The organism is Pseudomonas sp. AC242, from assembly GCF_979258655.1.
In genome coordinates this window covers 3,388,659-3,415,275 of the sequence record NZ_OZ409873.1, presented here as the reverse complement: position 1 = coordinate 3,415,275, position 26,617 = coordinate 3,388,659, and the positions used below count along the sequence as shown (strand labels likewise).

Annotated in this window: 30 protein-coding genes and 4 tRNA genes; 20 read left to right on the top strand and 14 right to left on the bottom strand. The window is 58.6% G+C overall.

The window, feature by feature from the left end; translation table 11 throughout:
* The first annotated feature begins 1 nt into the window (after position 1).
* Complete coding sequence (locus ACZZ0A_RS15315) at positions 2–268, top strand: hypothetical protein (protein WP_463543403.1); 267 nt, start codon at positions 2–4, stop codon at positions 266–268.
* Positions 269–360: 92 nt separating this feature from the next.
* Here the strand turns inward: ACZZ0A_RS15315 and ampC are convergent, their stop codons facing one another.
* Entirely contained in the window at positions 361–1,518 is a 1,158-nt protein-coding gene (gene ampC / locus ACZZ0A_RS15310) for a class C beta-lactamase (protein WP_463544099.1), read from the bottom strand.
* 169 nt (positions 1,519–1,687) lie between these two features.
* Here ampC and ACZZ0A_RS15305 point away from each other — a divergent pair, with 169 nt between their 5' ends.
* Positions 1,688–2,560 (top strand): LysR family transcriptional regulator, encoded by an 873-nt coding sequence (locus ACZZ0A_RS15305; RefSeq protein WP_414916211.1) that lies wholly within the window; start codon positions 1,688–1,690, stop codon positions 2,558–2,560.
* A 189-nt stretch (positions 2,561–2,749) separates the two neighbouring features.
* Here ACZZ0A_RS15305 and gudD read toward each other — a convergent pair whose 3' ends face one another.
* Entirely contained in the window at positions 2,750–4,093 is a 1,344-nt protein-coding gene (gudD, locus tag ACZZ0A_RS15300; protein ID WP_463543402.1) for a glucarate dehydratase, read from the bottom strand.
* A 36-nt stretch (positions 4,094–4,129) separates the two neighbouring features.
* Positions 4,130–5,476 carry an MFS transporter gene (locus ACZZ0A_RS15295; protein ID WP_123376945.1) on the bottom strand — a complete coding sequence of 449 codons (1,347 nt, stop codon included), beginning with the start codon at positions 5,474–5,476 and terminating at the stop codon, positions 4,130–4,132.
* A 346-nt stretch (positions 5,477–5,822) separates the two neighbouring features.
* Between ACZZ0A_RS15295 and ACZZ0A_RS15290 the strand changes: the two genes are divergently transcribed.
* Both ACZZ0A_RS15290 and ACZZ0A_RS15285 read left to right on the top strand, forming a co-directional pair.
* Positions 5,823–6,536 (top strand): FadR/GntR family transcriptional regulator, encoded by a 714-nt coding sequence (locus ACZZ0A_RS15290; RefSeq protein ID WP_007917373.1) that lies wholly within the window; start codon positions 5,823–5,825, stop codon positions 6,534–6,536.
* A gap of 92 nt (positions 6,537–6,628) precedes the next feature.
* Complete coding sequence (locus ACZZ0A_RS15285; RefSeq protein WP_123376943.1) at positions 6,629–6,859, top strand: hypothetical protein; 231 nt, start codon at positions 6,629–6,631, stop codon at positions 6,857–6,859.
* A 162-nt stretch (positions 6,860–7,021) separates the two neighbouring features.
* Here ACZZ0A_RS15285 and ACZZ0A_RS15280 read toward each other — a convergent pair whose 3' ends face one another.
* Complete coding sequence (locus ACZZ0A_RS15280; protein ID WP_414893864.1) at positions 7,022–7,915, bottom strand: DMT family transporter; 894 nt, start codon at positions 7,913–7,915, stop codon at positions 7,022–7,024.
* A gap of 101 nt (positions 7,916–8,016) precedes the next feature.
* Between ACZZ0A_RS15280 and ACZZ0A_RS15275 the strand changes: the two genes are divergently transcribed.
* Entirely contained in the window at positions 8,017–8,883 is an 867-nt protein-coding gene (locus tag ACZZ0A_RS15275; RefSeq protein ID WP_007917367.1) for a LysR family transcriptional regulator, read from the top strand.
* Between the two features lie 224 nt (positions 8,884–9,107).
* Here the strand turns inward: ACZZ0A_RS15275 and trhP are convergent, their stop codons facing one another.
* On the bottom strand, positions 9,108–10,439 hold the full coding sequence (gene trhP / locus ACZZ0A_RS15270) for a prephenate-dependent tRNA uridine(34) hydroxylase TrhP (RefSeq protein ID WP_463543401.1): 1,332 nt from the start codon (positions 10,437–10,439) through the stop codon (positions 9,108–9,110).
* A 188-nt stretch (positions 10,440–10,627) separates the two neighbouring features.
* On the opposite strand from trhP, the gene ACZZ0A_RS15265 reads away from it, so the two are divergent.
* On the top strand, positions 10,628–11,314 hold the full coding sequence (locus tag ACZZ0A_RS15265; protein WP_095114521.1) for a cysteine hydrolase family protein: 687 nt from the start codon (positions 10,628–10,630) through the stop codon (positions 11,312–11,314).
* Between the two features lie 111 nt (positions 11,315–11,425).
* Positions 11,426–12,487: an AI-2E family transporter gene (locus ACZZ0A_RS15260; protein ID WP_007917361.1), complete on the top strand. Its 1,062-nt coding sequence runs from the start codon at positions 11,426–11,428 to the stop codon at positions 12,485–12,487.
* Here ACZZ0A_RS15260 and ACZZ0A_RS15255 read toward each other — a convergent pair.
* The 3 genes from ACZZ0A_RS15255 to ACZZ0A_RS15245 form a co-directional block, all read right to left on the bottom strand.
* Entirely contained in the window at positions 12,484–12,666 is a 183-nt protein-coding gene (locus ACZZ0A_RS15255; protein WP_007917359.1) for a hypothetical protein, read from the bottom strand. The genes ACZZ0A_RS15260 and ACZZ0A_RS15255 overlap by 4 nt on opposite strands.
* A gap of 102 nt (positions 12,667–12,768) precedes the next feature.
* Complete coding sequence (locus ACZZ0A_RS15250; RefSeq protein WP_007917358.1) at positions 12,769–12,963, bottom strand: hypothetical protein; 195 nt, start codon at positions 12,961–12,963, stop codon at positions 12,769–12,771.
* 231 nt (positions 12,964–13,194) lie between these two features.
* Positions 13,195–13,554, bottom strand: a complete 360-nt coding sequence (locus tag ACZZ0A_RS15245; RefSeq protein ID WP_007917357.1) for a hypothetical protein — start codon at positions 13,552–13,554, stop codon at positions 13,195–13,197.
* Positions 13,555–13,811: 257 nt separating this feature from the next.
* Between ACZZ0A_RS15245 and ACZZ0A_RS15240 the strand changes: the two genes are divergently transcribed.
* A complete protein-coding gene (locus ACZZ0A_RS15240; protein ID WP_463543400.1) occupies positions 13,812–14,630 on the top strand; it encodes a shikimate 5-dehydrogenase in 819 nt (272 codons plus the stop codon).
* A 211-nt stretch (positions 14,631–14,841) separates the two neighbouring features.
* Positions 14,842–15,360: a cupin domain-containing protein gene (locus ACZZ0A_RS15235; RefSeq protein WP_414893861.1), complete on the top strand. Its 519-nt coding sequence runs from the start codon at positions 14,842–14,844 to the stop codon at positions 15,358–15,360.
* Between the two features lie 114 nt (positions 15,361–15,474).
* Here ACZZ0A_RS15235 and ACZZ0A_RS15230 read toward each other — a convergent pair whose 3' ends face one another.
* The gene (locus ACZZ0A_RS15230) at positions 15,475–16,122 is read right to left on the bottom strand and encodes a YceH family protein (protein ID WP_007917353.1); all 648 of its coding nucleotides are present in this window, start codon (positions 16,120–16,122) and stop codon (positions 15,475–15,477) included.
* 125 nt (positions 16,123–16,247) lie between these two features.
* On the opposite strand from ACZZ0A_RS15230, the gene ACZZ0A_RS15225 reads away from it, so the two are divergent.
* Positions 16,248–16,757: a DUF1993 domain-containing protein gene (locus tag ACZZ0A_RS15225; RefSeq protein WP_007917351.1), complete on the top strand. Its 510-nt coding sequence runs from the start codon at positions 16,248–16,250 to the stop codon at positions 16,755–16,757.
* Between the two features lie 254 nt (positions 16,758–17,011).
* On the opposite strand, the gene sstT is transcribed toward ACZZ0A_RS15225, so the two are convergent.
* Entirely contained in the window at positions 17,012–18,244 is a 1,233-nt protein-coding gene (gene sstT, locus ACZZ0A_RS15220) for a serine/threonine transporter SstT (RefSeq protein ID WP_007917349.1), read from the bottom strand.
* Positions 18,245–18,580: 336 nt separating this feature from the next.
* On the opposite strand from sstT, the gene ACZZ0A_RS15215 reads away from it, so the two are divergent.
* Positions 18,581–19,744: an MFS transporter gene (locus ACZZ0A_RS15215; RefSeq protein ID WP_007917347.1), complete on the top strand. Its 1,164-nt coding sequence runs from the start codon at positions 18,581–18,583 to the stop codon at positions 19,742–19,744.
* Here ACZZ0A_RS15215 and nhaR read toward each other — a convergent pair.
* Positions 19,739–20,638: a transcriptional activator NhaR gene (gene nhaR, locus ACZZ0A_RS15210; RefSeq protein WP_007917345.1), complete on the bottom strand. Its 900-nt coding sequence runs from the start codon at positions 20,636–20,638 to the stop codon at positions 19,739–19,741. The two genes, ACZZ0A_RS15215 and nhaR, sit on opposite strands and share 6 nt — an antisense overlap.
* A gap of 133 nt (positions 20,639–20,771) precedes the next feature.
* Here nhaR and ACZZ0A_RS15205 point away from each other — a divergent pair, with 133 nt between their 5' ends.
* Positions 20,772–21,014: a hypothetical protein gene (locus ACZZ0A_RS15205; RefSeq protein WP_007917343.1), complete on the top strand. Its 243-nt coding sequence runs from the start codon at positions 20,772–20,774 to the stop codon at positions 21,012–21,014.
* 29 nt (positions 21,015–21,043) lie between these two features.
* On the top strand, positions 21,044–21,793 hold the full coding sequence (locus ACZZ0A_RS15200; RefSeq protein ID WP_007917342.1) for a TerC family protein: 750 nt from the start codon (positions 21,044–21,046) through the stop codon (positions 21,791–21,793).
* A 263-nt stretch (positions 21,794–22,056) separates the two neighbouring features.
* Here the strand turns inward: ACZZ0A_RS15200 and ACZZ0A_RS15195 are convergent, their stop codons facing one another.
* Entirely contained in the window at positions 22,057–22,224 is a 168-nt protein-coding gene (locus ACZZ0A_RS15195; RefSeq protein ID WP_176472385.1) for a hypothetical protein, read from the bottom strand.
* A 234-nt stretch (positions 22,225–22,458) separates the two neighbouring features.
* Between ACZZ0A_RS15195 and ACZZ0A_RS15190 the strand changes: the two genes are divergently transcribed.
* The 3 genes from ACZZ0A_RS15190 (at position 22,459) to ACZZ0A_RS15180 (ending at position 23,645) form a co-directional block, all read left to right on the top strand.
* Positions 22,459–23,130 (top strand): peptidase C39 family protein, encoded by a 672-nt coding sequence (locus ACZZ0A_RS15190; protein WP_414916216.1) that lies wholly within the window; start codon positions 22,459–22,461, stop codon positions 23,128–23,130.
* A gap of 89 nt (positions 23,131–23,219) precedes the next feature.
* On the top strand, positions 23,220–23,426 hold the full coding sequence (locus ACZZ0A_RS15185; RefSeq protein WP_007917337.1) for a DUF6021 family protein: 207 nt from the start codon (positions 23,220–23,222) through the stop codon (positions 23,424–23,426).
* 12 nt (positions 23,427–23,438) lie between these two features.
* Positions 23,439–23,645: a hypothetical protein gene (locus ACZZ0A_RS15180; protein WP_123376245.1), complete on the top strand. Its 207-nt coding sequence runs from the start codon at positions 23,439–23,441 to the stop codon at positions 23,643–23,645.
* Positions 23,646–23,698: 53 nt separating this feature from the next.
* Here the strand turns inward: ACZZ0A_RS15180 and pbpG are convergent, their stop codons facing one another.
* Together pbpG and folD are read right to left on the bottom strand one after the other, a co-directional pair.
* Positions 23,699–24,637 (bottom strand): D-alanyl-D-alanine endopeptidase, encoded by a 939-nt coding sequence (pbpG, locus tag ACZZ0A_RS15175; protein ID WP_007917333.1) that lies wholly within the window; start codon positions 24,635–24,637, stop codon positions 23,699–23,701.
* A gap of 230 nt (positions 24,638–24,867) precedes the next feature.
* On the bottom strand, positions 24,868–25,722 hold the full coding sequence (folD, locus tag ACZZ0A_RS15170; protein ID WP_007917331.1) for a bifunctional methylenetetrahydrofolate dehydrogenase/methenyltetrahydrofolate cyclohydrolase FolD: 855 nt from the start codon (positions 25,720–25,722) through the stop codon (positions 24,868–24,870).
* A 275-nt stretch (positions 25,723–25,997) separates the two neighbouring features.
* Here folD and ACZZ0A_RS15165 point away from each other — a divergent pair.
* From ACZZ0A_RS15165 to ACZZ0A_RS15150, 4 genes are all read left to right on the top strand, one after another.
* Positions 25,998–26,074, top strand: a tRNA-Arg gene (locus ACZZ0A_RS15165).
* Between the two features lie 32 nt (positions 26,075–26,106).
* A tRNA-His gene (locus ACZZ0A_RS15160) sits at positions 26,107–26,182 on the top strand.
* Between the two features lie 57 nt (positions 26,183–26,239).
* Positions 26,240–26,324: transfer RNA gene (locus ACZZ0A_RS15155), tRNA-Leu, on the top strand.
* Positions 26,325–26,401: 77 nt separating this feature from the next.
* Positions 26,402–26,477 (top strand) — tRNA-His (locus ACZZ0A_RS15150).
* Positions 26,478–26,617 lie beyond the last annotated feature (140 nt).

The window sequence follows — 26,617 nt, the reverse complement described above, 5'->3', positions numbered from 1 at the left end:
CATGACGCGATACATTTCGCTGACCGGGATTGACTGCAAGATTCCCGCTCTGCTGATCGACCGCGAAGCACCGGTGGATGTGCTGCATGGCACGGCGGCTTACCGTTTGCGTTGTGTCACGCAACTTATGGAGACACTGGCGCTGGGGGATGGCAAGGGCCAAGACGCTTTGCTGCTGCAGGATTTCGCCCGGGTGATGGCGATTCCGTTGCGGGACAGTTGCGACTTGATGGATGTCATCGGCTGGAAGTTGCAGGCGCAGCTTTAAAGACAAAAGATCGCAGCCTGCGGCAGCTCCTACATTGACCGAGTGAAAACCCGATCCTGTAGGAGCTGCCGCAGGCTGCGATCTTTTGATTTTCAGTCAGTGACAGCGCTGAGGATTTTGTGGGCGATCTTCACCCGTTCAGGAATCGGAAAGTTCTTGTTGGCCATGATCACGATGCCAACGTCTTTGCTCGGCACAAACGCCACGTAAGTCCCGAAGCCACCTGTCGAGCCGGTCTTGTTGATCAGCACGTCATCCGGTTGCGGTCGCGGCGGATTCAGCCACTGCACCTTGTGCGGTTCCATGGCCATTTCCGTCGAGTTGCCGGCCAGCAAACGCTCGAGGCTGAGCGGGTAGCGATACATTTCCCAACCCAGGCCTTGGGTCATGTCGCCGACGGTGTAGTAACCGGTGTGGGTGTTGGCGATGGTTTTTTGCAGGGAGGCTTCCAGCGTTTCAGGTTTCAGATTGGCCTGTACGTAACGCAGCATGTCCACCGCGCTGGTTTTCACGCCATAGGCCTGTGAGTCAAGCGCACCGGGCGTGACGCGCACCGGTTTGCCGTTCTTGTCGTAACCCTGCGCATACAGGTCCATTTGCGCGGCCGGCACGCTGAGGTAGGTGTGCTGCAAACCGAGTTTCGGCAGCAGGGTTTGCGTCATTGCCTGATCGAAAGGCTGGCCCAGGCTTTTCGCGGCCAGATAACCGAACAAACCCAAACTCGGGTTGGAGTACTGGCGATGGCTGCCTGCCGGATAAACCGGTTTCCACTGCTGGAAATAGCCGAGCATCTTGTCAGACGAATCCGCGTTGTCCGGGAATTGCAGCGGCAAACCACCGGCGCTGTAGGTGCCCAGTTGCAGCACGCTGATAGTGTCGAAGGCGCTGCCTTTCAATTCGGGCCAGAGCTGACTGGCCTTGGTCGACAGGTCGAGTTTGCCAGTCGCTTGGGCGTAACCGGCGAGCGTCGCGGTGAAGGTTTTGCTCACCGAGCCGATTTCAAACAGGGTGTTTTCGCTGGCTTTTTGCCCGGTATCTTTGCTGGCGACGCCGTAGTTAAAGTAATGCGCTTTGCCGTTGATAGTCAGCGCCACGCTCAGGCCGGGAATGTTCTGCTGCTGCATCACGGGCGTTACCGCGTCGTTGACCAATGCTTGCAACTGCACAGCATCGGGCGCGGCGGCGAGGCAGGATGTGGCGCCGAATAACAGGCCGAAAGCGGCGCAGGAAATGACTTTTCTCGATTGAATGGATGACATGGGTGAACCACTCTCCATGAGTGTTGATGACGTTATCCCGCTACACTGCGGGCGATTTCTTCGTTGGGCGACCGATCAGCGCCGCCAATTTAGTTAGCGCGACGCCAATCGACAAACGATGAAAACTCGCACGAGCCATTAGAAAAATTTGGGACTGGGCATGATTCGACCGCAATTGCCGCTGAATGCACTGCGCGCCTTTGAAGCCTCCGCGCGTCATTTGAGCTTCACTCGCGCGGCCGTGGAGCTGTGCGTCACCCAGGCTGCCGTCAGCCATCAGGTCAAAAGCCTTGAGGCACAACTCAACGTTACCTTGTTCAAACGCCTGCCCCGTGGGCTGATGCTGACCAGCGAAGGCGAAACTTTGTTGCCGGTGCTGAGCACTTCGTTCGATCACATCGCGCAGATTCTCGAACGCCTGGCCGGTGGACAATATCGCGAAGTGCTGACCGTCGGCGCGGTCGGCACCTTCGCTGTCGGTTGGCTGTTGCCGAGGCTGGCGGACTTCCGGGCGAAACATCCGCTCATAGATTTGCGGCTGTCGACCAACAACAACCGCGTCGATGTCGCGGCGGAAGGGCTGGATTACGCGATCCGCTTCGGCGCCGGGGCGTGGCATGGCATCGAGGCGACGCGTTTGCTTGAGGCGCCGCTGTCGGTGTTGTGCGTGCCGGAGATCGCCCGGCAATTGCATTCGCCGGGGGATTTGTTGCAGCAAACACTGCTGCGTTCCTATCGCACCGATGAATGGCCGGAATGGTTTCAGGCTGCCGGGTTGGCGACGCAGGCAGCACCGCCGCAGAGCATCGTGTTTGATTCATCGCTGGCGATGATGGAAGCGGCTTTGCAGGGTAGCGGGGTGGCGCTGGCGCCACCGCTGATGTTCGCCCGGCAACTGGCGGCGGAGGCGATTTGTCAGCCGTTTGCGATTGAGATTACGACGGGGAGTTACTGGTTGACGCGGCTGCAGTCGCGGCCGGAAACGGCGGCGATGAGTGCGTTCAAAACCTGGCTGCTGCAAATCTCTACATGACTCACATCATCCCCTGTGGGAGCTGGCTTGCCAGCGATAGGGCCGGCACGGCCAACATCGATGTTGGCTGACCCACCGCTATCGCTGGCAAGCCAGCTCCCACAGGTTCATTTGTTGAACCAGCTACTCGGATTCAACCCCTATTCCCAGTAGAAGTGAGCCTGTGGGGATATCGGTTTGGGTTGATGATCAGCGCACCAGACACGGCCGCTTGTTATCGAACTTCCACCCCGGAATCAAAAACTGCATCGCCACGCTGTCATCCCGCGCGCCGAGGCCCATGCCTTTATATAGCTCATGAGCCTTGGCCACTTGGTCCATGTCCAGTTCGACACCCAGCCCCGGTTTCTTCGGCACTTGCACCAGACCGTCGACAATTTGCAGCGGCGCCTTGGTCAAACGCTGGCCGTCCTGCCAGATCCAGTGGGTGTCGATGGCGGTGATCTCGCCCGGTGCGGCCGCAGCGACATGGGTGAACATCGCCAGCGAAATGTCGAAGTGGTTGTTGGAATGCGAACCCCAGGTCAGGCCCCATTCATGGCACATCTGCGCCACGCGCACCGAACCCTGCATGGTCCAGAAGTGCGGGTCGGCCAGTGGAATGTCCACCGACTGCAACTGGATCGCATGACCCATTTCACGCCAGTCAGTGGCGATCATGTTAGTGGCGGTTTTCAGCCCTGTAGCGCGGCGAAATTCGGCCATCACTTCACGGCCCGAATAACCGTTTTCCGCACCGCACGGGTCTTCGGCGTAGGCGAGCACTTGATGCTGATCGCGGCACAAACGAATAGCTTCTTTGAGTGACCACGCACCGTTCGGATCAAGGGTGATGCGCGCCTCGGGAAAGCGTTCGGCCAGCGCTGTCACCGCTTCGATTTCGGCATCACCGCTGAGCACGCCGCCCTTGAGTTTGAAGTCCTTGAAACCGTACTTGGCATGGGCCGCTTCGGCGAGGCGCACCACGGCCTCGGCAGTCATGGCCTTCTCGTGACGTACGCGGAACCAGTCATTGTCGGCGTCCGGTTCGCTGCGATAGGCGAGATCGGTTTCGCGCTGATCACCAACGTAGAACAGATAACCGAGCATCTTCACTTCATCGCGTTGCTGACCTTCGCCGAGCAATGCCGCCACCGGTACGTCGAGATGCTGACCGAGCAAATCGAGCAGCGCGGCTTCGAGACCGGTGACCGCGTGGATGGTGATGCGCAGGTCAAAAGTCTGCAGACCACGACCGCCGGCATCGCGGTCGGCGAAGGTCTGGCGCACTTGATTGAGGATCTTCTGCCAGGTGCCGATCGGGCTGCCGACCACCAGGCTGCGCGCGTCCTCCAGGGTCTGGCGAATACGCTCGCCACCGGGCACTTCACCGACGCCGGTGTGGCCGGCGTTGTCCTTGAGGATGACGATGTTGCGGGTGAAAAACGGCCCGTGGGCGCCACTCAGATTGAGCAGCATGCCGTCGTGGCCGGCCACCGGGATGACTTGCATGTCGGTGATGATCGGGGCTTTGGCGGTGTCGTGTGCGGTCATGTTCTTATCCTTAATACGCAATCTTAAAAATGGGCGTCAGGCGTGTTTCGGCGCGGTCTCGACCACGGCGATGTCGGCAGCAGGTTTCGGTGTGATGCGGGCGAAGAAGACAATGATCGCGGCAATGATCGAGGTCGCGGCCAGGCCATAGAGGCCGCCCTGAATCGAGCCGGTGTGTTCTTCGAGCAGGCCGAACGTGGTCGGCGCGACGAAGCCGCCAAGGTTGCCCACCGAGTTGATCAACGCGATCACCGCTGCGGCGATGCGTGCATCCAGATAGGCCTGCGGAATCGGCCAGAACAGCGACGACGCGGATTTGAAGCCCAGTGCGGCAAAGCAGATCGCAACGAAGGCGAAGATCGGCCCGCCGGTGGTGGACATGAACATCCCCGCTGCGGCGATCAACAGGGCGGTGGCGACCCACGCCTGCTGGTGTTTCCACTTGGCCGAGAACGAAGCGAAGGCGTACATGCCGATGATCGACAACAACCACGGAATCGAGTTGAACAGGCCGACCTGGAAGTCGCTCATCTCGCCCATTTTCTTGATGATGCTCGGCAGCCAGAAGGTTGCCGCGTAGATGGTCAACTGAATGAAGAAGTAGATCAGGCAGAACAGGATGATCTGGCGATCCTTGAGCAGTTTGCCCATCGATGGCCGGATCGGCGTCGCGGCTTCGCGGGCTTTTTGTTCAGCGTCGATGGCGTTGACCAATGCGTCCTGTTCGGCGCGGCTCAGCCATTTCGCATCGTGAGGTTTGGCGTCGAGCCAGAACCAGACGAAGACGCACAGGCACACCGAGAACATCCCTTCAATGAAGTACATCCATTGCCAGCCGTGCATGCCCAGCCCGTTGATCTGCAGGAGCAGGCCGGACAACGGGCCGGAGATCAGCGAGGCCACGGCCGAGCCGCTGAGGAAGATCGCAATTGCCTTGCCGCGCTCGGCGCCGGGCAGCCAGCGGGTAAAGTAGTAGATCACCCCGGGAAAGAACCCGGCCTCGGCCACGCCGAGCAAAAAGCGCAATACGTAGAAGTGGGTTTCGTTCTGGATAAACGCCATGCCGGCGGCGACCAGGCCCCAGGTGAACATGATGCGGGTCAGCCAGATGCGTGCGCCGACTTTCTGCAAAAGCATGTTGGAGGGGACTTCAAACAGCGCGTAACCGATGAAGAACAACCCGGCGCCGAAGCCGTAAGCGGCGGCACCAATACCGAGGTCGTGTTCCATGTGGGTGCGGACGAAACCGATGTTCACCCGGTCAATGTAATTGACGATGAACATGATCACGAAGAGCGGCAGGACGTGGCGTTTCACTTTCGAGATGGCCGACGCGAGTGTCGAATCGACGCCCTCGTTCATCCCGGAGACGGAGGTTTTCACTTGGTTTTCTCCCACTGATTATTTTTATGCGGGGTAGAGCAGGTACTGCGTTGTTGCTAGACATCATACAACTGAGAATTTTTGTCCTACAAGTGGGGAAGGCCGATTAATTTTCTCTGGAAAGCCGGTTTTTTATGCTTTTTTACACGGATACTCAATGATTGCTGGGTGTTATGGCTTTTGAGAAGTGAAGGCTTCCTACGGTTGTGCGGCTCTGTTCGTCTGGGAAGTATCAAATTATTTCGATTAATTTGAGTGTTGTCATACAAGTTGGTCCGCTAAAATCAATCTTGTAAGCCCCGCGCGCGATGCTACGATCGGCAAGCCCCGATCACCGGAACCAACCATGCAAGAAGACCTCGACGCTCCCGCTCGCAAACGTGCGCACAACCTCGCCCATGATCTGGTGGAGAAACTCACCCAGAGCATCCTGCTCGGCCAGTTGTCACCCGGCGACAAGCTGCCCTCGGAGAACGCCATCGTTCAGGAACATGGCGTCAGCCGCACGGTGGTGCGCGAGGCGATTTCCAAATTGCAGGCTTCGGGACTGGTCGAGACGCGCCACGGCATCGGCACGTTTGTCATCGAGCGCGCGGCGGAGCAGGGCTTGCGCCTTAACGTCGACACGGCGCTCGGCGTGCGCAGCATTCTTGAATTGCGTCTGGGCCTGGAAACACAAGCGGCGGCGCTCGCGGCGCAACGCCGTACCGAGCAGCAATTGCTGCAAATGCGTCAGGCGCTGGATGACTATCAACGGCTGCTCGACAACAACGACAGCTGCGTCGAGGCCGATCGGCGCTTTCATCTGCTGATCGCGGAGGCCACCGGCAACGTCTGCTTCAGCGAGATCATGCAACACCTGGGCAGTGCGATGATTCCGCGTAACCGGCTCAATGCTGCTGAACGTGGCGCGGCGGATTTGAGCAAACTCGGGCAACTGGCCCATCTGGAGCATGAGGCGATTCTGAATGCGATCAAACGTCAGGATGCGGATGCCGCGCGGGCAGCCATGTGGTTGCACCTGACCAACAGCCGCGACCGTTTTTCCGCGCAAGGTTGAACGCCGTCGGTCTGTTCGATAGCACGCCGTCCACAGGCCTGATTCCAAGTTGTACGGCCCGGGTATTCCGGACCTCCTTGGTGAGGTGTGTCATGGCTAATGATTTGCTGTTTCAGGGTGGTGTGCTGCCAACCGATCCAACCCGGCCGATGCCGGGTACCGATGAACCGACCCTGGCCGATCACGATTCACCGATGGGCATGCCCCCAGGGCGTGATCCGTTGAGCGATGCTGATCGGCCCGAAGACTGGAAGGATCCGGCGGCGGATGACGATGTACCGCCGGCGGATGAGCCGACGCCGTTGTCGGATGATCGGCGCTGATCGGCGATTGCCTTGATTAATGTGTTGTCTGGGCTGGCCTCATCGCTGGCAAGCCAGCTCCCACAGGTTATGCGGATGTACCTGAAAACTATGTTCACCATAGAACCCTGTGGGAGCTGGCTTGCCAGCGATGTCGGCATTTGCCTCAACAACAATCATTGATCAGATCGCTGCCCGAACACCCCCAACCCGTCGCTCCAGATTCAACGCCAACACACTGATCAACACCACCACCGACCCCACCAGCATCAGCAACGTCGGCCGCTCCGCCAACCCGACCGACGCAATCCCCATCGCTGTTGGCGGAATCAGATACAACGTCATCGTCGCCCGGCTCAAATCCACATGCTGGAGCACAAACCCCCACGCCAGATAGGCCAGCGCACTGGGAAACACGCCCAATGCCAACACCGCCCACTGCACCCGCAGCGGCGCATTCAGCAAGGCTTGACCCAACCCGGGCAGATAAATCAGCAGCATCAACGTCCCCGACCACACCGCGTAACACGCCAGACTGAAGCCGTCGTAACGCCGCGCATGATGCTTTTGCAGGGCGAAGTAAACGCTCCATGAAACGGCCGCCAGCAGGATCAGCAGGGCATGCGCATCGATATCGCCCAGACCCTTATCGCCGCTGACCACAATCACCACACCGACAAAGCCGAGCAACACACAACCCCAGCGCCAGGCGCTGACCTGATCTTTGAACACGAATCGCGCCAGCAACGTGCTGAACAACGGGCTCGATTGCGCCAACACGCTGGAAGCGCCGGCACTGACACTTTGCTGGCCGATGTTCAGTGCGACGTGATGCAGGCTGACGGCGAAAAACCCCAGGGCGAACAACAGCGGCACATCGCGCCAGTGCGGCAGGCGCATGCCTTTGAAAACGGCGATCAACGCCATGAACAACGACGCCAACAGAAAGCGCAGCAATGCCAGATGCCCGGGGTCGTAGGCTTGCAGACCGATGTGAATGCCGGTCGGCGAATACGCCCAGCAGCCAACGACAAAGGCCATCGCCAAGAGGATTTTCCACGGGGAAGGGTGCGGCATGATCGGGCGCTCGGTGGTGTCGATGCGCCGAGTATCCGGGCCGCCAATCATTCGCCACAACTGACTTATACTGCGTCAAATGTTCACTCAGAGTGATGAATATGGAGCTGGCGCAAATCCGTATGTTCAAGACCGTGGCCGAGGTCGGCAGCATCGCGCGAGCGGCGGAAAAGCTGTTTTGCGTGCCCTCGAACATCACCGCGCGGATCAAGGCACTCGAGGCCGAGTTGGGCGTTGCGTTGTTTCTGCGTGAGGGGCGCGGGTTGCGCATCAGCCCGGCGGGGCAGACGTTTCTCGCCTATGCGGAAAAGATTCTGGCGCTGACCGTTGAAGCGAAACGTGCAGTGGACCCCTCGGCCGAGCCGTCCGGGCCGTTGCGCATCGGTGCGATCGAGTCCTCGGCGACCGGGCGCTTGCCGCGCTTGTTGGCGAAGTTTCACCAGCGCTATCCGCAGGTGGCGCTGGAACTCACCACCGGCACGTGGGGGCAGTTGCTCGATGACACCGTCAGCCATCGTCTCGACGGGGCGATTGTCGCGGTGGATGTCGAACGTTCGCAGCTCAGGCGCACGCCGATGTATCGCGAAGAATTGCTGTTGATCGCGTCGACGTCGTTCGGGCCAGTGCGCGGCATCGAAGACCTGCAGGACAAAACCGTGTTCATGTGGCCGCAGGGTTGTCCGTATCGAGCGGCGCTGGAGCATTGGTTGTTGCGTCAGGGGTTGTCGCTGCCGATCGTCAGTCTCGCCAGTTATGGCGCGATTGTCGGTTGTGTGAGTGCCGGGGCGGGCGTGGCGCTGGTGCCCAAGGGCGTGTTTGAGCAGTACGCGAAAGGGGCCGGGTGTGTGGGGTATGAGTTTGCTGAGCTGACGGCCGTCGACAACCTGTTTTACTGGCATGAAAACGCCGGGGTGCATCCGGCGCGGGAGGCGTTTGTGGCGATGTTGCGGGAGGAGTTTAGTGTGTAGGAAACTCCGACCCTCACCCCAGCCCTCTCCCAAAGGGAGAGGGGGCCGACCGAGTTGTCATGCGCTATACGCCGACCTGAAACACCGTGTTGAATATAGATTCAACCGAGTCCAGTGTGCTTGATCAGAAAAGTCGATTATGGATTCGGCGCAGCACGTTCAGGTCGATGAACCTCTCCAACATCCCCCAATCAGTCCCCTCTCCCTCTGGGAGAGGGGCCTTTTCAGGCAACACCGATATCCCGCATCAACAACCCAAACCGCAAATCCACCGCCTCCGGAATCGGCACAAAAACCGTGTGCCCATCCCCCGGCGCTACCTCGATCGCCTCACCCTCAACACTCTGCAACTCACGCAGATCAAAATGAAAATTGCCCGCGGGCGTCATCAATTCCAGATGATCACCAAGACCAAAACGGTTCTTCACCTTGACCTCGGCCAGCCCCTCACGCCGCTCCCCAGTCAGCTCACCCACAAACTGCTGACGCTCCGACACCGAGCTGCCATTTTGATAATTCTGGTACTCGTCATGCACATGCCGACGCAGAAAACCCTCGGTGTAGCCACGCTGCGCCAGTGACTCAAGATCCGTCATCAGGCTGCGATCAAACTCACGCCCGGCCACCGCATCATCAATCGCCCGGCGATACACCTGCGTGGTGCGCGCGCAATAGAAGTGCGATTTGGTCCGGCCTTCAATCTTCAATGAATGCACGCCCATGCGCGTCAGGCGCTCGACGTGCTGCACCGCGCGCAGGTCCTTGGCGTTCATGATGTAGGTGCCGTGCTCGTCTTCGAATGCCGGCATCAATTCATCGGGGCGGTTGGCTTCCTGAAGCAGGAACACCTGATCGGTAGGAGCGCCGAGGCCCAGGGTCGGCTCGGGCTGGAAGGTCTGGACGATGTCGCCGAGTTGATTTTCCGTGGCCGCTTGCGCCGAGTATTTCCAGCGACAGGCGTTGGTGCAGGTGCCCTGATTGGCATCGCGTTTGTTCATGTAACCCGACAGCAGGCAGCGCCCGGAGTAAGCCATGCACAATGCGCCATGAACGAACACTTCCAGTTCCATGCCCGGCACTTGTTCGCGAATTTCGCCGATTTCTTCCAGCGACAATTCCCGCGACAGGATGATCCGGCTCAAACCCTGTTGTTGCCAAAACTCGACGCTCGCCCAGTTCACCGTATTGGCCTGCACCGAGAGGTGGATCGGCATCTGCGGGAAATGCCGGCGCACCAGCATGATCAGGCCCGGGTCAGACATGATCAGTGCATCCGGCGCCATCTCGATCACCGGCGCCAGATCCTTGAGGAAGGTCTTCAACTTGGCGTTGTGCGGCGCGATGTTGACGACGACATAGAAGCGCTTGCCCTGTGCCTGGGCTTCGCGAATGCCCAGTGCCAGATTGGCGTGATCGAATTCATTGTTGCGCACCCGCAGGCTGTATCGCGGTTGGCCGGCGTAGACCGCATCGGCACCATAGGCGAAGGCGTAGCGCATGTTTTTCAGGGTGCCGGCGGGGGCGAGCAGTTCGGGGGTGGCGAGGGTCGGCGTCATGGCGGTGTCGGTCGTAAAAGCGCGGCAGGGTAGAACGGGTACCAATGGCGAGCATTGATCTGGATCTAGGTTTTGGCAGTTTCTGTTTGTGCAGAAACAGCACAAATCATGTGCCGGTTTCACTGTGTTCGACGGTCTGGCGGCTGCTTAAGCTTTGTTCATCACTTAACTGAACAGAGGCACTCGCCATGCAACGTTTTACCCGTCGTTTCCTCAGCGCCTGTGCATTTTCCGGTGTGTTGGCCAGCACCGGTGCACTGGCAGACAACCATCCGACCATTCGCGCAATGTCCGGGGCCACACCGGTCAGCCAGTTACCGGCCGGCAAGTCCGCCTTGTTGGTGATCGATTTTCAAAACGAATACTTCACCGGCAGGATGCCGATTCCGGACGGTGTCGCTGCGCTGGCGAAAACCCGTGAGTTGATCACGTTTGCCGACAGCCACAAGATCCCCGTGTACCACGTTCAACATATCGCCCCGGCAGGCTCGGCGGTGTTTGCCATCGATGGCGAAACCGTGAAATTTCACCCGGACATGCAGCCACGCGCGAAGGATGCGGTGCTGCAAAAGACCACGGTCAGCGTGTTCGGCAGCACCGATCTGAACGAACGGCTGAAGCAATCCGGCATCAACACGGTCATCGTCGCGGGCCTGATGACCCACGCTTGCGTCGCCGGTGCCGCGCGGGACGCGGCGCCACTCGGTTACAGCGTGATCGTCGCCTCCGACGCCTCGGCGACCCGTGCGATCACCCGCGTCAATGGCACATCCATCGACAAGGATGCCTTGCACAAAGCCGCACTGGCGGAAGTCGAGGACACCTTCGGCGATGTGCTGAGCACGGCTGAAATCGTCAAGTTGCCGGTTCGTTAATCGGCTTGCGCTGATCCGCAACTATGCTCCATGAATAAAGATGGCACTCGTGCAGGCCCCGGTTGACTAAGCATCGGGGCGTGCATGACGCCTGACTGACATGGATCGGACATGAACGAAAAAAGCCTTCAATTCAAATCCCTCACCGTGCTGCTGTTGCTGGTCACGGTGGCGTTTATCTGGATCCTCCTGCCGTTCTACGGCGCGGTGTTCTGGGCGGTGATTCTCGGCATTGTGTTTGCGCCGATGCAGCGCCGGCTGCAGGCGAAATTCGGCTGGCAGCGCAACCTGACGTCCCTGTGTACCTTGGCGGTCTGCCTGGTGATCGCGATTCTGCCGGTGATCATCCTCAGTGTGCTGCTGGTGCAGGAAGGCGCAGCGGTCTACAAGAGCATCGAAAGCGGCGAGCTGGACATTGCCGCGTATCTGGCACAATTCAAGCACAGCCTGCCGCCGTACTTTCAGCACTTGCTCGACCGCTTCGGCATGGGCGAACTCAATGGCCTGCGCGAGAAAATCGTCAAATCGGCGATGCAGGGCAGTCAGGTCCTGGCCACTCAAGCGTTCAGTTTTGGCCAAGGTACGTTCGAGTTCGTGGTGAGTTTCTTCATCATGCTGTATCTGCTGTTTTTCTTTCTGCGTGACGGCGCCGAACTGGCGCGCAAGGTGCGCACTGCCGTGCCACTGGAGGAAGGCCACAAGCGGCGCTTGCAGTTGAAGTTCAACCGCGTGGTACGCGCGACGGTGAAGGGCAATCTCGTAGTCGCGGTGACTCAGGGAGCGCTGGGCGGGGCGATTTTCTGGTTTCTCGACATCCCCAGCGCCTTGCTGTGGGCGGTCTTGATGGGGTTTTTGTCGTTGCTGCCAGCAGTGGGCGCGGGGATTGTCTGGGCGCCGGTGGCGGTGTATTTCCTGCTCAGCGGGATGATCTGGCAGGGCGTGGTGCTTGGCTTGTTTGGGGTGTTTGTGATCGGGTTGGTGGACAACGTGATGCGACCGATTCTGGTGGGCAAGGACACCAAAATGCCCGATTACATGATTCTGATCTCGACTCTGGGTGGCCTTGCGGTATTCGGCCTGAATGGTTTTGTGATCGGCCCGCTGATCGCGGCGTTGTTCATGTCGAGCTGGGCGCTTTTCGCCGAAACCAAGCCTAAGGTGCAACTGCCTTAAGCGTGAAACGGCTCGCTGACGATCTTCTGCGACAGTGCCTGCGCAGCGGGCAGCGAAGTGAGCGGGCCGCTGATCGCTTCACCGTCGCGCATCAGATACCAGCAGGCAAGCAGGCCCGAGGCTCTGAGCGAGGCGGGAACGGCGCTGCCGATAACGGACATGATTTGAACCTGAGCCATGACGGGTACCTCCATCTATCAATGGAGCTACCTTAATGAGTCGTCGCTTCTACGGACAATCAACGCTTTCGATAGTGGTCATTGATGCCGTTGAGGGCTGGCTCAATCGACCACTTGATCGAGCATGTGCATGACTTCGCGTTCGTTGAGCAAACCTTTGTGCACGAGGTTTTCCGCCAGCAGCGAAAGGAACTTGGCGCAGCGATGGCCTTCCAGGTGCTTGAGTTCTGTCAGCGCGCCGTACACCTTGCTTGAGGTGCACAGGCCGACGATGCGGTGCGGGTTTTGTGTTGGCATACAGTCGTCCTTGTTGTTATCAACTTGTTGTTTACGGACGGATTCAGATTGCGGTTCCGTCATGACAAACGAGTGACCGTTTTGCGTAGATGTACATAACGGTCACTCAATCATGCCGACTTTAGCCGGTGAAACTGTCCTCACAGCGACCTTGGCGAGATTTTTTCAGACGCTGGCCGACCAACGGTCATAAAAAAGCCCCGCTATAAAAGCGGGGCTTTCGTGTTTCGGTTACCAGCGTGGGCCACCGTAGTAGCCATGTGGCCGCCCGTAATAACCGCGAGGCGGGCCGTAGTAGACGGGGGCCTGTTGGATGTACACCGGTTGTTGCACATACACCGGTGCCGGCTGGTAGTAGACCGGTGGTGGCGGCTGCTGCACGTAGACCGGTTGTGGCTGAACATAAACCGGCTGTTGTTGCACGTATACCGGCCGATCCTGGTTGATCAGTGCCGAGCCGATGATGGCCGAGCCGACGATCGCGCCAAACACCGCAGGGCCTTGCCAGCCGTGGCCACCACCGGCTTCTGCCTGACCTGTGACAGCGAGTGCGCCAATCAGCAAGGCCAGAATGGGGAGTTTACGAATCATGATAAGTCCTCGGTTCTTCGACCCGGCGGCAGGGCCTGCACCAGGCCCACAGTTGTCGCGGGGATACTTCTAAGACAGCGAAATTCTGAAAATCAGCACAGCCGCTGGGTAAATTTTGTGTAAGGTCTGTACCGGCTTCTTTACCGGGCCGCGTAATGGCCGCGCAGCACCTTTTAAAACAGGCCTCAATGATCGTTCAGAAGCCGATGGGCTGGCTAATCCCGTTTATCCGAAAGTGCGTTTGAAGGAGAAGTTTCATGCAGATGAACCCGAACAAAGACACCCAGCTGTGCATGTCCCTGTCCGGACGCCCAGGCAATTTCGGTCTGCGTTTTCATAACCATTTGTATGAGCAGTTGGGCCTGAATTTCTATTACAAGGCGTTCAGCAGCCAGGATTTGACGGGTGCCGTGGGCGGCATTCGCGCTTTGGGCATTCGCGGTTGCGGCGTGTCGATGCCGTTCAAGGAAGCGTGCATTGCGCTGGTCGATGAGTTGGATGCGTCGGCGGCAGCGATCCAGTCGATCAACACCATCGTCAATACCGACGGCCATCTGAAGGCTTACAACACCGATTACATTGCTGTCGCGCAGTTGCTGGAAACCCACGCGGTACCCAAGGATTCGACCTTCGCCCTGCGAGGCAGCGGCGGCATGGCCAAAGCGGTGGCCAGCGCCTTGCGTGATGGCGGTTATAAAAACGGTTTGATCGTCGCCCGCAACGAGCGCGCCGGGCGTGCCTTGGCGGATTCGCTGGGTTATCGCTGGCAGGCGGAACTGGGCGATGAACGTCCGCAGATGCTGATCAATGTGACGCCGGTGGGCATGGATGGCGGGCCGGAGGCGGGGCAACTGGCGTTTGAGCCTGAGGCGATCAAGGCTGCGGATACGGTGTTTGATGTGGTGGCGATCCCGTCGGAGACACCGTTGATCGTACGTGGTCGGGCTGAGGGCAAGCGGGTAATTACCGGGCTTGAGGTGATTGCGATTCAGGCGCTGGAGCAGTTTGTGCTGTACACCGGCGTGCGCCCGACTGAAGAGCAATTTGCGGCGGCGGTGGCGTTTGCCCGGAGCTGATTCTCATAATTATGCAGTGAGTTAATTGGCCTCATCGCTGGCAAGCCAGCTCCCACAAGGTATGGGAGCTGCTCACAGATTTGTGTTCCAACCCGAAACCTGTGAGAGCTGGCTTGCCAGCGATGAATTCACCTCGGTTTATCCTGCTGCCTATACTGCCTCCCCAGCAAGCCCAGACTTGCCCACCACAAAAACCGTGACCGAGGCTCCCATGCATCCGCCCATCCTCAACCTGCATCAGGTCGAACTCGAACCCCTGCCCGAAGCCCTGGCCCCGGAAGGCGAAACCGCCGGGCGCTATCAGCAGCGCATGGCGCGGATTGGCCAGCAACTGGGTTCGCAGAAACTCGGTTATCGCCTGTACGCCTTGCCTCCGGGCATGCGCGGCAGTCCGTTTCACAGTCATCGGGTCAACGAAGAGATGTTCTACGTGGTGGCCGGGGAGGGCGAGGTGCGTCTTGGTACGGAGCGTTTTCCGATCCGCGAAGGCGATGTGATCGCTTGCCCGCCGGGCGGCCCGGAGAAGGCGCATCAGATCATCAATACCAGTCAGGCCGAACTGCGTTATCTGGCGGTGAGTACCCAGCAACAGCCGGAAATCTGCGAGTACCCGGATTCGAACAAGTATGCGGTGATGGATAACTTCAACATCGATGCCGAGGGCAATGCCTCAGGTTTTGTGGCTGTGGCACGGCAGGCGGAGGGTGTGGATTACTGGGATGGCGAGTAATGCGCAGATCCCTGTAGGAGTGAGCCTGCTCGCGATAGCGGTGTGTCATTAACGGTAATTTGACTGACACACCGCTATCGCGGGCAGGCTCACTCCTGCATTGATTTTGTGTGGCTATTCGAGGCGGGCCAGACGCTCTTCCAGCGCGGCAATCCGCGCTTCCAGCTCTTCAATACGCTCAACCGAAACGCCACTGCTGGTACCGCGATCCGACGGGTTCTGCCGTGCCGCCATGATCGCCTCGCTATCCGCCGGATCACCCAGAGCATGGGTGTAGCGATCTTCGCGCTGCCCGGCCTGACGTGGAATCAGTACCGCTAGCCCCCGCGCAATCAAACGCTCAAGTTGATGCACCACCTGCTCGGTGTCTTCAAATTCATGCATGCGCCCACTGCGGGTCAGCAGTTCATTGACGGTTTGCGGGCCGCGCAGAAACATCAAACCGCTCAGAATCACTTGCGCCGGCACCAACTCCAGCGCCTTGTCGACCTTGTGCTCCCAGCGGTCGGCACGACTGCCCATTACCAGTTTGGCGAAACCACGACCTTCCAGTGCGCGCAGGCTCTGGCCGACCTGACCCGGAGTCAGGTTCATCACCGGTTCGCGGCTGGTTTTCTGATTACACGCCGTGACCAGTGCATTCAGGGTCAGCGGATAGGTTTCCGGACTGGTGGCCTGTTTCTCGATCAACGAGCCGAGGATGCGAATTTCCGTGGCATTGAGCCGTGGCTCGTCGAAGGTGGATTCTGGTTCTGTGGTCATCGCGCGTTCCCTCTGCAGTCGAAGGCGCCTAGCCTAATCCTTGCCAAACAAAAGGCAAGCCGTGTGGTCATCAAGCATGGCTATAATCGCCTCCTTGTTCCACCCAGCCACCACACGAGACTGCCATGACCATTTCCCTGTACGCCGCATCTGTCCCGGTTTTTCAACAAATGCTCAACGCTTTGAGCGATGTGCTGAAAAAGGCTGAAGCCCATGCCACCGAGAAAAACATCGACCCGAACGCGTTCCTGCAGGCCCGTCTGTTCCCGGATATGTTCCCGTTGACCCGCCAGGTACAGATCGCCGTGGACTTCGCCAAAGGCGTTTCCTCGCGTCTGGCTGAAGTCGAAGTGCCGAAGTACGACGATACCGAAACCACCTTCGCCGAGCTGCAAGCTCTGATTGCCAAGGTGCTGGCCTACATCGGCGAGATCAAGCCAGAGCAGATTGATGGCAAGGAAGGCATTGAAATCGTCACCCGTCCGGGCACGCCGAAAGAAAAGCGCTTCAGCGGTCAGGCTTATCTGCTGACTTACGGTCTGCCGCAATTCTTCTTCCACGTCACCACCACTTATGCGCTGCTGCGTCATAACGGCGTTGAAGTGGGCAAGCGTGATTACATGGGCGCGTTCTAAAAAGTCAAAAGCCCCTCATCGGAACGCCGCCCGCCTAGCCCTCTCCCAGAGGGAGAGGGGACTGACGGTGTTGTTTGTTCGAGTTACACCGACCTGAACTATCAAGTCGAACTCAGATCTTGAACAACAATCGGTCTGCCCCCTTTCCCCCTCGCCCCCTTGGGGGGAGAGGGTTGGGGTGAGGGGAAAAGATCTCAGCCACAAAAAAGCCCGCCAAGGTTCACACCATGGCGGGCTTTTCATTACAGCGAATATCAAGCCGTACGCTGGGCCTTTTCTTCTTCACCCAGGCACGCCGCTGCGGTAAACAGCACGTCAGTCGACGAGTTCAGCGCCGTCTCCGCCGAGTCCTGCAACACGCCAATAATGAAACCGACCGCCACCACCTGCATGGCAATCTCACTCGGAATGCCAAACAGGCTGCACGCCAACGGAATCAACAGCAACGAACCACCCGCCACACCCGACGCGCCACACGCGCAAATCGCGGCGACAACGCTGAGCAGAATCGCCGTCGGAATGTCCACGGCAATACCCAATGTGTGCACGGCCGCCAGCGTCAACACGGTAATGGTAATCGCCGCACCGGCCATATTGATGGTCGCGCCCAGCGGGATCGACACCGAATAGGTGTCTTCATGCAGGCCCAGACGCTTGCTCAACTCCAGATTGACCGGAATATTCGCCGCCGAACTGCGGGTGAAGAATGCAGTGATACCGCTTTCACGCAGGCACTTGAGGGTCAGCGGATACGGGTTGCGACGCAGTTTCCAGAACACGATCAGCGGGTTCATCACCAGCGCCACGAACAGCATGCAGCCGAGCAGCACGGCCAGCAGGTGCGCGTAACCGATCAGCGCGCCGAAGCCGGACGTAGCCAGCGTCGAAGCCACCAGACCGAAAATGCCCAGCGGCGCGAAGCGAATCACCACACGCACGATCAAGGTCACGCCGTTGGACAGGTCCCCCAGCACTTCGCGGGTGGTGTCGCCGGCATGGCGAATCGCGATGCCCATGCCGATCGCCCAGGCCAGAATGCCGATGAAGTTGGCGTTCATCAGTGCGCTGACCGGGTTGTCGACCACGCTCAACAGCAGGCTTTGCAGCACTTCGCCGATACCGCCCGGCGCCGTCACCGAAACGTTGTCGGTCGACAGTACCAGATGCGACGGGAACGCCATGCTCGCGACCACGGCCACGACCGCCGCAGCGAAGGTGCCCAGCAGATAGAGGAACAGAATCGGGCGGATGTGGGTTTCCTGGCCGTGCTTGTGGTTGGCAATCGAGGCCATTACCAGCACGAACACCAGAATCGGTGCGACGGCTTTCAACGCCGATACGAATACTTTACCGATGAACGCCGTGCCTTTCGCCGCTTCCGGGGCGAACAGCGCCAGGGCGATACCGGCGATCAGGCCAATGAGGATCTGCGTGACCAGGCTGAGGTTCTTGAGGCGTTGCAATAGAGAAGGGGATGAAGCAGTCATAGCGGCATCTCTGATTTTTTATAGGGTGCAAGGTTGCGTAAAGCGATGGCAAAACAGAGGCAGACCACCGCCACGAACCGAAAGTGTTGACGCGACATCAACGCCAATAAGCCGGTCGTTGAACAGGCCGTACGTTTTTCAGGGCGCGGACTTTATCACAGCGTAGGCCTTATCCTTCAGGCATGTGACGATCTGCCACCGGATCAGGCAACAAAGTCGGCAGGTTTGTGCAAGTCAGCCCGGACACACTCTGTTAAGATTGCGCATCCTTATTTTCAAACTCTGCCAGCGGGCCTCCGGGTCAACGCTGGTGTCGTCGTTTTGCTGGAGTTGCGCATGCTGTTGCCCATTCTTCTGTTGTCCGCCGCCGGCTTCACGGTGCTGACCACGGAATTCGTCATCGTCGGCCTGTTGCCGGCGATTGCCCGAGACCTCGCAGTCACCATCCCGCAGGCCGGGTTGCTGGTGACTTTGTTCGCCTTCACGGTGGCGATGTTCGGGCCTTTCCTGACCGCGTATTTCGCCCGCTTCGAGCGGCGCAAGCTGTTTATCAGCATCCTGATCATGTTTGGTCTGGCCAATACCGTGGCGGCGCTGGCGCCGAATATCTGGGTGATGGCGATTGCCCGGTTGATCCCGGCGCTCGGTCTGCCGGTGTTCTGGGCCTTGGCCAGTGAGACTGCCGTGGACATCGTCGGTCCGGATTTCGCCGGTCGCGCGATTGCCAAGATCGGCTTTGGCATTGTCTGCGCCACGGTGTTCGGCATTCCAGTCGGCACGCTGATTTCCGATGCGTTCGGCTGGCGCAGTGCCTTTGGGATTTTGGCGGTGATCGCTTTTGCCAAAGCCTTGTTGCTATTTGTTTATCTGCCGAAAACCAGCCTGCATCAGCATCAGGTCAGCTTCCGCTCGCAATTCAAAATCCTGCGCAGTCCGCTGATGATCGGCCATATCCTGCTGTCGATTCTGGTGTTCAGCGGCATGTTTACCGCTTACACGTATCTGGCCGACATTCTTGAGCGCCTCGCCGGGTTCAACGGCACTGTGGTTGGTTGGTGCCTGATGGCCTTCGGCGCGGTCGGGTTGATTGGTAACTCGCTGGGCGGTCGTGCGGTCGATAAGCATCCGCTGGGGGCGTCGGTGTTGTTCTGTGCGTTCATGATTGCCGGCATGGTCTCGCTCGTGCCGAACATTCATTCGCCGCTGGGCTTGGCGGTGGCGATGGGGATCTGGGGCGTAACCCAGGCTGCGTTGTTCCTGGTCAGCCACGTGCGCCTGATGAAAGCGGCGCCGGAAGCGCCGGCCTTTGCCGCCTCGTTGAACATCGCCGGGGCCAATCTGGGGATCGGCCTGGGCGCCATCGTCGGTGGTCGGGTCATCGACAGCGCGGGTCTGGGCTTCCTTGGCTTTGCCGCCGCCGGGTTCATTTTGCTGTCGGTGTTCCTCGCCATGGTGCTGATGACGCTCAAGCCGCGCGAAATGTGCGCCGAGGCCTCATAGCGCGGTAAACAGCTCGCGTCGGGCACCTTCGGTAATCGCAACGATGCCGGGGTGCTTGACCTTGCGTTCCACCGAAATGGCGTAGAACGACTCGGTCACCGCGTCGGTCTGGCCAATCAGCTCGACGCCATACTGGCGCTTCACCTCATCGGCAATCACGCTCGGGCCGATAAAAATCCCGCTGCCGGATTGGCCGAAGGCCTGCATCAAGGCACTGTCATCGAATTCGCCGACAATTTGCGGCTGGATCTGCTGCTCGGCAAACCAGCGCTGCAAGCGGCTGCGCACCACGGTTTCCGGCCCGGGAATCAACAGTGGTGCACCGTGCAGACTGCGTGGGAAATCCTGGCCGTATTTGGCTGCCAGTTCCGGGGTGGCGAAAAAACTGATCCCGCACTCACCGAGCTTTTGGCTATAGCCCTTGATGTCGAGGTGCGAGGGCATCGGGCTGTCGGAAATCACCAGGTCCAGACGCTGGATGGCCAGATCGGCGAGCAAACGTTCGAGCTTGTCTTCGCGGCAGGTGATGCGCAGTGGTTCGTTCAGCTCCATGGTCGGTGCGATCAGGCGATAGACGATGGATTTCGGCACCACGTCAGCCACGCCGACGCGGAACAGGATCTGCTGTTCGTTGGGTTGTGCGCGCAGCATCAGTTCCAGCTCGCCACCCAGCTGAAACATTTGCTCGGCGTAGGGCAGGGCTTGGCGTCCGGCTTCGGTCAATTCGAGTTGCCGGCCGACCCGTCTGAATAACTCGATGCCATACGTCTGTTCGAGCAGTGAAATTTGCCCGCTGATGGTTTGTGGGGTCAGGTTCAGTTGCTCGCAGGCGCGCACGATGCTGCCGGTCTTGGCTACGACCCAGAAGTAATGCAGTTGTCGATAATTGAGCATGACGTTCTACAGTTCGTGAAAACCGAAGTATAGCCGCTAAAAATACGAATTTTCCTGAAGTGTTCATCTCCCTAGAATGCCCAGCCATCGACGGCTGGTCTGTGACCCTGTCTGTTCATTCGAAGGAAGCCTCATGAAATACACCATCCCAGCATTGATGTTTACGTCTTTACTGCTTCTGGCCGGTTGCGATCAGGCCGAGAAAAGCGCTCAGCAACTGATGGGCAAGGCTGCCGAAAGCGCCAAGCAAGCGATTGACGACACCCACAAAGCCGCCGAGCAAGCACTCAGCGATGCCACCGGCGGGCTGATCGAGAAGAAAGAAACACCGGAAAAAGATGCGGAAAAATCCGAATCTTCCTCCAAGACCATCTAATTCGTCTTACACAGAGTCAGGACTGACCCATGGAATATCTGTTACAGCTCGCCGCCAGCCCCACCGCCTGGGTTGCTTTGGCCACCTTGGTGGTGATGGAAATCGTGCTCGGCATCGATAACCTGATCTTTATCTCGATCCTGACCAACAAGCTGCCCAAGCAGTACCAGCAGAAAGCGCGCCGCATCGGTATCGGTATGGCGTTGATTCTGCGTCTGGCACTGTTGAGCACCATCGCCTTCATCGTGCAGCTGACTGCGCCGGTGATCGAGATTCTGGGCCAGGCGTTCTCCTGGAAGGACATGATCCTGATTGCCGGTGGTCTGTTCCTGGTCTGGAAGGCCACGACTGAAATCCATCACAGCATGGACCCGGCGCCGGAAGATCCGAAGTCGGCGACCTCGACGGTTACCCTGGGTTTTGCCGCCGCTATCGGTCAGATCCTGATGCTCGACATGGTGTTCTCGATCGACAGCATCATTACTGCGGTCGGCATGACCGAACACTTGCCGATCATGATCATCGCGGTGGTGGTGTCGGTACTGGTGATGCTGTTTGCTGCTGAGCCGCTGGCCAAGTTCATCAACGACAACCCGACGGTGGTGATGCTGGCTCTGGGCTTCCTGATCATGATCGGTATGACCTTGATCGCTGAAGGCTTCGGTGCCCACGTACCGAAAGGTTATGTGTATGCGGCGATGGCGTTCTCGGCAGCGATTGAAGTGCTGAACATGATGTCGCGTCGGGCGAGGCAGAAGAAACTGGCTGAGCAGGCGTAACTGCTGAAAGTACAAAAAACCGCCTGAACTCTTAGAGATCAGGCGGTTTTTTTTGATTCAAGATTTGCAGTGCAGGATAGATCCAGCCCCTCACCCCAGCCCTCTCCCGAGGGAGAGGGGGAAAGGGAGCCGATTTGTGTAGTTTTTAAACGTGTGTTCAATCTGGTCTTCCAGGTCGGCGTAGCTCGAAAAACAACTCGATCAGTCCCCTCTCCCTCCGGGAGAGGGCTAGGGTGAGGGGCTTTTGCTTTTAAAGTTTGGCCTCAGTGCGCAGTTGCGTGACGCGGGCTGTGCTTCTCGGTTTTCTCAACCGCAGCAGGCTGAACCGGATGATGGTGGCGCCGCGAAATTCGCAGCACGCCCCACAACATGGCAGCCGCCACGGCCAGCCAGCCGGCAATCAACATCACAATGGTCATGGTCAGGCTCATCAGTGCCTCCTCTTCGCCCTGCATCGGGCGCACGCTTTTTCAATTCGCTCTGTTTCAGTGACAGTCTAGACAATGGGGTGTTTCAGACTATTGACCAAAGGTCGATTGCGACCAATCAGTTTGCTCTATGCAATCGATGGGTCTGCCGCTTAAGGCTATACCGCAGCCTGGAGCGGCCCTATGATCGCAGGCGTTGCCGGAACACGATGACCGGCGTCTGAACAGAGAGTGATGATGGTGCAGGTATTTTCTCGAATTCGTGCGGCGCTGCTGGTGGCGGGTTGCGCGGCCGTGTTGGCCGGATGTGCAGGCAGTGTCGCGCCCGAGGTCAAGCGTCTGCCGGAGCGGGTCGAACTCAGCGGCACGTTCTATCGCGGTGAAGCCAATCAAAGCGGGCCGCAAGTGCTGGCTAGCCTGTTGTCGCAGCAGGGCATCGTGATTACCCCGGGGCTGCTCGAGAAACCATTGCACCTGCCGGGTGCCGAAGACCAATTGCAGCAGAATCTGCAAAACCTTGCCCGTGAGTACGGCATGGTGGTGTACCCGCTGGACAGCAAGCTGCCAGCGCTGTTGAAGCAAGTGGCAGCGGGTTATCCGGTGATGGTGCGTTTCAGCGAGGGTTCGGCATTCTGGGCCGAACCGCGTTACGCGATCCTGTCCGGCTACGACCGCAATAAGCAGAAAGTGTTGCTGCGCGCCGGCATGAACCGTCGCGAGCTGATGAGTTTCAGTTCCTTTGAGTCGGCACTGGAAAAGTCCGGTGGCTGGGCCGTGCTGATTCAGAAACCGTCGCAGATCCCCGCAGCCGTCGACCGACAGCGCTGGCTCAAAGCGGCGGATGATCTGGCTCAGGCCGGTCAGGAAAACGAAGCGGCGCAGGCGCGCAAGGCGCTGGCAGCCCACTGAGTCTCCGTTCGTCATTTGCCGGGCACGACTGCGCCCGGCAAGCCTCCTACGAATAGAACCCGCTTTCCGCGGGTGAATCAGGAGGCGATATGACAGATTCCCAAGCACCGAAAGGCCCGCATTCGTCCGAGCATTCTTCGGGAGATGATCTGGGGTTTGATCCGGACTCGCCCGACCTCGATGATCCGCAAGTCGATCCTGTCGGCCCCGCCAAGGCGCCTCTCGACGTTGAGCCAGGCGAAGACCCCAGGAAACCAGCCAAACCCTACGATCCCCTGGCTGATCTGAAACCTTGATGCGAGGTGCGTATGAGTACTGATTCAAGCTTCGACGACCATAAACCCGACAGTGTGCCCACCACGCCAGAGCCGGAGATTGATCCGGTGCTGGACCCGGAAAGCCCGCTGCGCGACCCGATGGCCCGGCCCAACGTGTTGACGCCGGAACCTGCGCGGGATCCGAGCGCGGGCGATGGCATCCCCGATGACGACAAGATGCCGCTGCCCAATGACTGATTCGCAGATGAAAAAAAGCCCCGAGGATTCGGGGCTTTTTCTTGTGCGGCAGGTTACTTGGACGCTTCGACCACGCCGCTCTGGCGCGACTTGAGATTTTTCACGGCTTTGTATTGTTGAGCCACGGCTGGGACGTTGGCGCTCCTGCCGGTTTCCACCCAGCTGCGGATGCGGCTGGCATCGGCAAAGTGGGTGTACTTGCCGAACGCGTCGAGAATCACCAAAGCGACCGGGCGATTGCCCATTTTCGTCACCAGAACCAGGCAATGCCCGGCGGGGTTGGTGAAGCCGGTTTTAGTGATCTTGATGTCCCAGTCGGCTTTATTGACCAAGTGATCGGTATTACGGAAACCCAGGGTGTAATTGGGTTTACGGAACGACACGGTTTTTTCCTTGGTGGTGGTCAGTTCGCTGAGGAGCGGATACTTATGCGCGGCCACCAGCAACTTGCTCAGGTCGCGGGCGGTGGAAACGTTACGCTCCGACAGGCCTGTCGGTTCGACGAAATGCGTGCTGGTCATGCCCAGTGCCTTGGCTTTGGCGTTCATCGCCGCGATAAAGGCGGCGTAGCCTCCCGGATAGTGGTGCGCGAGGCTGGCGGCCGCGCGGTTCTCCGAAGACATCAAGGCGATCAGCAGCATCTCGCGGCGCGGCAGTTCACTCTTGAGTTTGACTCGGGAAAACACACCGCGCATTTCCGGTGTGTTGCTGATATCGACATTGATCCATTCGTCCATGTTCTGCCGGGCTTCAACCACTACCAAACCGGTCATCAACTTACTGACGGAGGCAATCGGTACGATCACGTCAGGGTTGCTGGAGTAGATGACTTTGTTGGTCTGCATATCCATGAGCAGGGCGCTGCCGGAGGCGATCTTCAGGGTCGAAGCGTCACGGGGGGCAGCGGTGGTTTCCGCAGCGTTGATCGTTGGCGTGATGAATGTGCCTGTAAAAGCAAAAAACAGGCTCAGAATCGAAAGACGAATTTTCACGCGGGCGAACTCATAAAGGTTGGATATTCCGTTAGTTTGTAACGGGTTATTTCTTCAAAGCGTCGCATTCTAGGAGTATGGCTGAAGATCTGTCGATGGTTGTTTGAACGACCTGAAAAACTCGTGAAAAGGCCTGTAAAAAGAGGGGTTTCCGGCGAACGGTTACAGTTTTTTCTCAGGCATGAAAAAACCCGCACAAGGCGGGTTTTTCTTATTGCTGAAAGTACCGATCAGGCGTGCAGGGTTTCTGCCGCATAAAGGGTGTTTTCCAGCAGGCAGGCGCGGGTCATCGGACCGACGCCACCCGGCACCGGAGTGATCCAGCCAGCGCGGGGCAGGGCGGTTTCGTAGACTACGTCGCCGACCAGTTTGCCGTCGTCCTGACGGTTGATGCCGACGTCGATCACGATCGCGCCTTCCTTGATCCACTCGCCTTTGACCAGGCCCGGCTTGCCGGCGGCCACCACCACCAGATCAGCACGGCCAACGTGGCCGGCCAGATCCTTGGTGAAGCGGTGAGTCACGGTCACGGTGCAACCGGCCAGCAACAGTTCCATCGCCATCGGGCGCCCGACAATGTTGGAGGCGCCGACGACCACTGCGTCCATGCCATAAAGGTCAGCGCCAGTGCTTTCCAGCAGCGTCATGATGCCTTTAGGCGTGCATGGACGCAGCAGCGGAATGCGCTGGGCCAGACGACCGACGTTATAAGGATGGAAACCGTCGACGTCTTTGTCCGGGCGGATACGCTCCAGAAGTCTGGAGGCATCCAGGTGCTCGGGCAGCGGCAACTGAAGCAGGATGCCGTCGATTGCAGGGTCGTCGTTGAGGCGATCGATCAGATCGGTCAACGCGTCTTGCGTGGTGTCAGAGGGCAGGTCGTAGGCTTGAGAGAGGAAGCCAACCTCTTCACAGTCTTTACGCTTGTGCGAGACATAAACCTGAGAGGCAGGATCGCTGCCGACCAGGATCACCGCGAGGCCGGGAGTGCGCAGGCCTTGCTGGCGACGCTCGGCAACTCGTTGGGCGATCTGCTGGCGCAGGCTGGCGGCGATCGATTTGCCGTCGATTAGTTGTGCAGTCATTGCGCGTGATTAACCATCGAGAGGGGAAAAAATGAGAACGCATTCTCGCATGTCGAGCGGTGAGGGCAAAGGCGCTTGGTCAGCAAATTCCTCTAACTCCTTTAATTAAATGAATTTTTTTCAAAAAGGATTTGACGACCTTCGGAGCGCTCTATACTATTCGTCGCACTTGTCGGGCACAGCCTAGCACTGGTTAAGAAGGTGAAGCGGAATCAAGGTTCTGCGACACTGGAAAGCACTTAGTTTGTAGTCCTTTAAGAGTACAGATTAATAAGGCGCCCGTAGCTCAGCTGGATAGAGCATCCGCCTTCTAAGCGGATGGTCGCAGGTTCGAGTCCTGCCGGGTGCGCCATTAGGCAGCTTTGGCACAAGTAACGCGATATGGTGGGCGTAGCTCAGTTGGTAGAGCACGGGATTGTGACTCCCGTTGTCGTGGGTTCGATCCCCATCGTCCACCCCATATTTCGAAAGGCGCCAGATGTAAAAGTCTGGCGCCTTTGCTTTAAAAGCTTCATCCGCGGATGTGGTGGAATTGGTAGACACACTGGATTTAGGTTCCAGCGCCGCGAGGCGTAAGAGTTCGAGTCTCTTCATCCGCACCAATTAAAGCTTCATTCATGTCTTCGGGCTGGTGAGGTTTCAACAAAGAAGTTGTTTGGCTTTTTTGTTACGCAATATGGTGGGCGTAGCTCAGTTGGTAGAGCACGGGATTGTGACTCCCGTTGTCGTGGGTTCGATCCCCATCGTCCACCCCATATTTCGAAAGGCGCCAGATTTAACAGTCTGGCGCCTTTTTTGTTTTAGCGCTTCTGAAAATCGGTGATTGCCGGTTTCGGGGTGCAGGGGCAGGGCGCTTCGTCGTATTTATGTTGCTCGATGATGCTGCGCTGTTCGC

Bases quoted from the DNA above. Each gene is read 5' to 3' on its own strand.
- folD (WP_007917331.1), bottom strand. From the start codon at position 25,722: ATGACTGCACAACTAATCGACGGCAAATCGATCGCCGCCAGCCTGCGC.
- ACZZ0A_RS15280 (WP_414893864.1), bottom strand. From the start codon at position 7,915: ATGCCGCACCCTTCCCCGTGGAAAATCCTCTTGGCGATGGCCTTTGTC.
- ACZZ0A_RS15195 (WP_176472385.1), bottom strand. From the start codon at position 22,224: ATGAGCCTGACCATGACCATTGTGATGTTGATTGCCGGCTGGCTGGCC.
- nhaR (WP_007917345.1), bottom strand. From the start codon at position 20,638: ATGCTCAATTATCGACAACTGCATTACTTCTGGGTCGTAGCCAAGACC.
- ACZZ0A_RS15225 (WP_007917351.1), top strand. From the start codon at position 16,248: ATGACCATTTCCCTGTACGCCGCATCTGTCCCGGTTTTTCAACAAATG.
- trhP (WP_463543401.1), bottom strand. From the start codon at position 10,439: ATGACGCCGACCCTCGCCACCCCCGAACTGCTCGCCCCCGCCGGCACC.
- ACZZ0A_RS15205 (WP_007917343.1), top strand. From the start codon at position 20,772: ATGAAATACACCATCCCAGCATTGATGTTTACGTCTTTACTGCTTCTG.
- ACZZ0A_RS15290 (WP_007917373.1), top strand. From the start codon at position 5,823: ATGCAAGAAGACCTCGACGCTCCCGCTCGCAAACGTGCGCACAACCTC.
- ACZZ0A_RS15305 (WP_414916211.1), top strand. From the start codon at position 1,688: ATGATTCGACCGCAATTGCCGCTGAATGCACTGCGCGCCTTTGAAGCC.
- ACZZ0A_RS15185 (WP_007917337.1), top strand. From the start codon at position 23,220: ATGACAGATTCCCAAGCACCGAAAGGCCCGCATTCGTCCGAGCATTCT.
- sstT (WP_007917349.1), bottom strand. From the start codon at position 18,244: ATGACTGCTTCATCCCCTTCTCTATTGCAACGCCTCAAGAACCTCAGC.
- ACZZ0A_RS15245 (WP_007917357.1), bottom strand. From the start codon at position 13,554: ATGATTCGTAAACTCCCCATTCTGGCCTTGCTGATTGGCGCACTCGCT.
- ACZZ0A_RS15265 (WP_095114521.1), top strand. From the start codon at position 10,628: ATGCAACGTTTTACCCGTCGTTTCCTCAGCGCCTGTGCATTTTCCGGT.
- ACZZ0A_RS15180 (WP_123376245.1), top strand. From the start codon at position 23,439: ATGAGTACTGATTCAAGCTTCGACGACCATAAACCCGACAGTGTGCCC.
- ACZZ0A_RS15285 (WP_123376943.1), top strand. From the start codon at position 6,629: ATGGCTAATGATTTGCTGTTTCAGGGTGGTGTGCTGCCAACCGATCCA.
- ACZZ0A_RS15240 (WP_463543400.1), top strand. From the start codon at position 13,812: ATGCAGATGAACCCGAACAAAGACACCCAGCTGTGCATGTCCCTGTCC.
- ACZZ0A_RS15250 (WP_007917358.1), bottom strand. From the start codon at position 12,963: ATGCCAACACAAAACCCGCACCGCATCGTCGGCCTGTGCACCTCAAGC.
- ACZZ0A_RS15315 (WP_463543403.1), top strand. From the start codon at position 2: ATGACGCGATACATTTCGCTGACCGGGATTGACTGCAAGATTCCCGCT.
- ACZZ0A_RS15235 (WP_414893861.1), top strand. From the start codon at position 14,842: ATGCATCCGCCCATCCTCAACCTGCATCAGGTCGAACTCGAACCCCTG.
- ACZZ0A_RS15275 (WP_007917367.1), top strand. From the start codon at position 8,017: ATGGAGCTGGCGCAAATCCGTATGTTCAAGACCGTGGCCGAGGTCGGC.
- ACZZ0A_RS15215 (WP_007917347.1), top strand. From the start codon at position 18,581: ATGCTGTTGCCCATTCTTCTGTTGTCCGCCGCCGGCTTCACGGTGCTG.
- ACZZ0A_RS15200 (WP_007917342.1), top strand. From the start codon at position 21,044: ATGGAATATCTGTTACAGCTCGCCGCCAGCCCCACCGCCTGGGTTGCT.
- ACZZ0A_RS15230 (WP_007917353.1), bottom strand. From the start codon at position 16,122: ATGACCACAGAACCAGAATCCACCTTCGACGAGCCACGGCTCAATGCC.
- ACZZ0A_RS15255 (WP_007917359.1), bottom strand. From the start codon at position 12,666: ATGGCTCAGGTTCAAATCATGTCCGTTATCGGCAGCGCCGTTCCCGCC.
- ACZZ0A_RS15260 (WP_007917361.1), top strand. From the start codon at position 11,426: ATGAACGAAAAAAGCCTTCAATTCAAATCCCTCACCGTGCTGCTGTTG.
- gudD (WP_463543402.1), bottom strand. From the start codon at position 4,093: ATGACCGCACACGACACCGCCAAAGCCCCGATCATCACCGACATGCAA.
- ACZZ0A_RS15190 (WP_414916216.1), top strand. From the start codon at position 22,459: ATGGTGCAGGTATTTTCTCGAATTCGTGCGGCGCTGCTGGTGGCGGGT.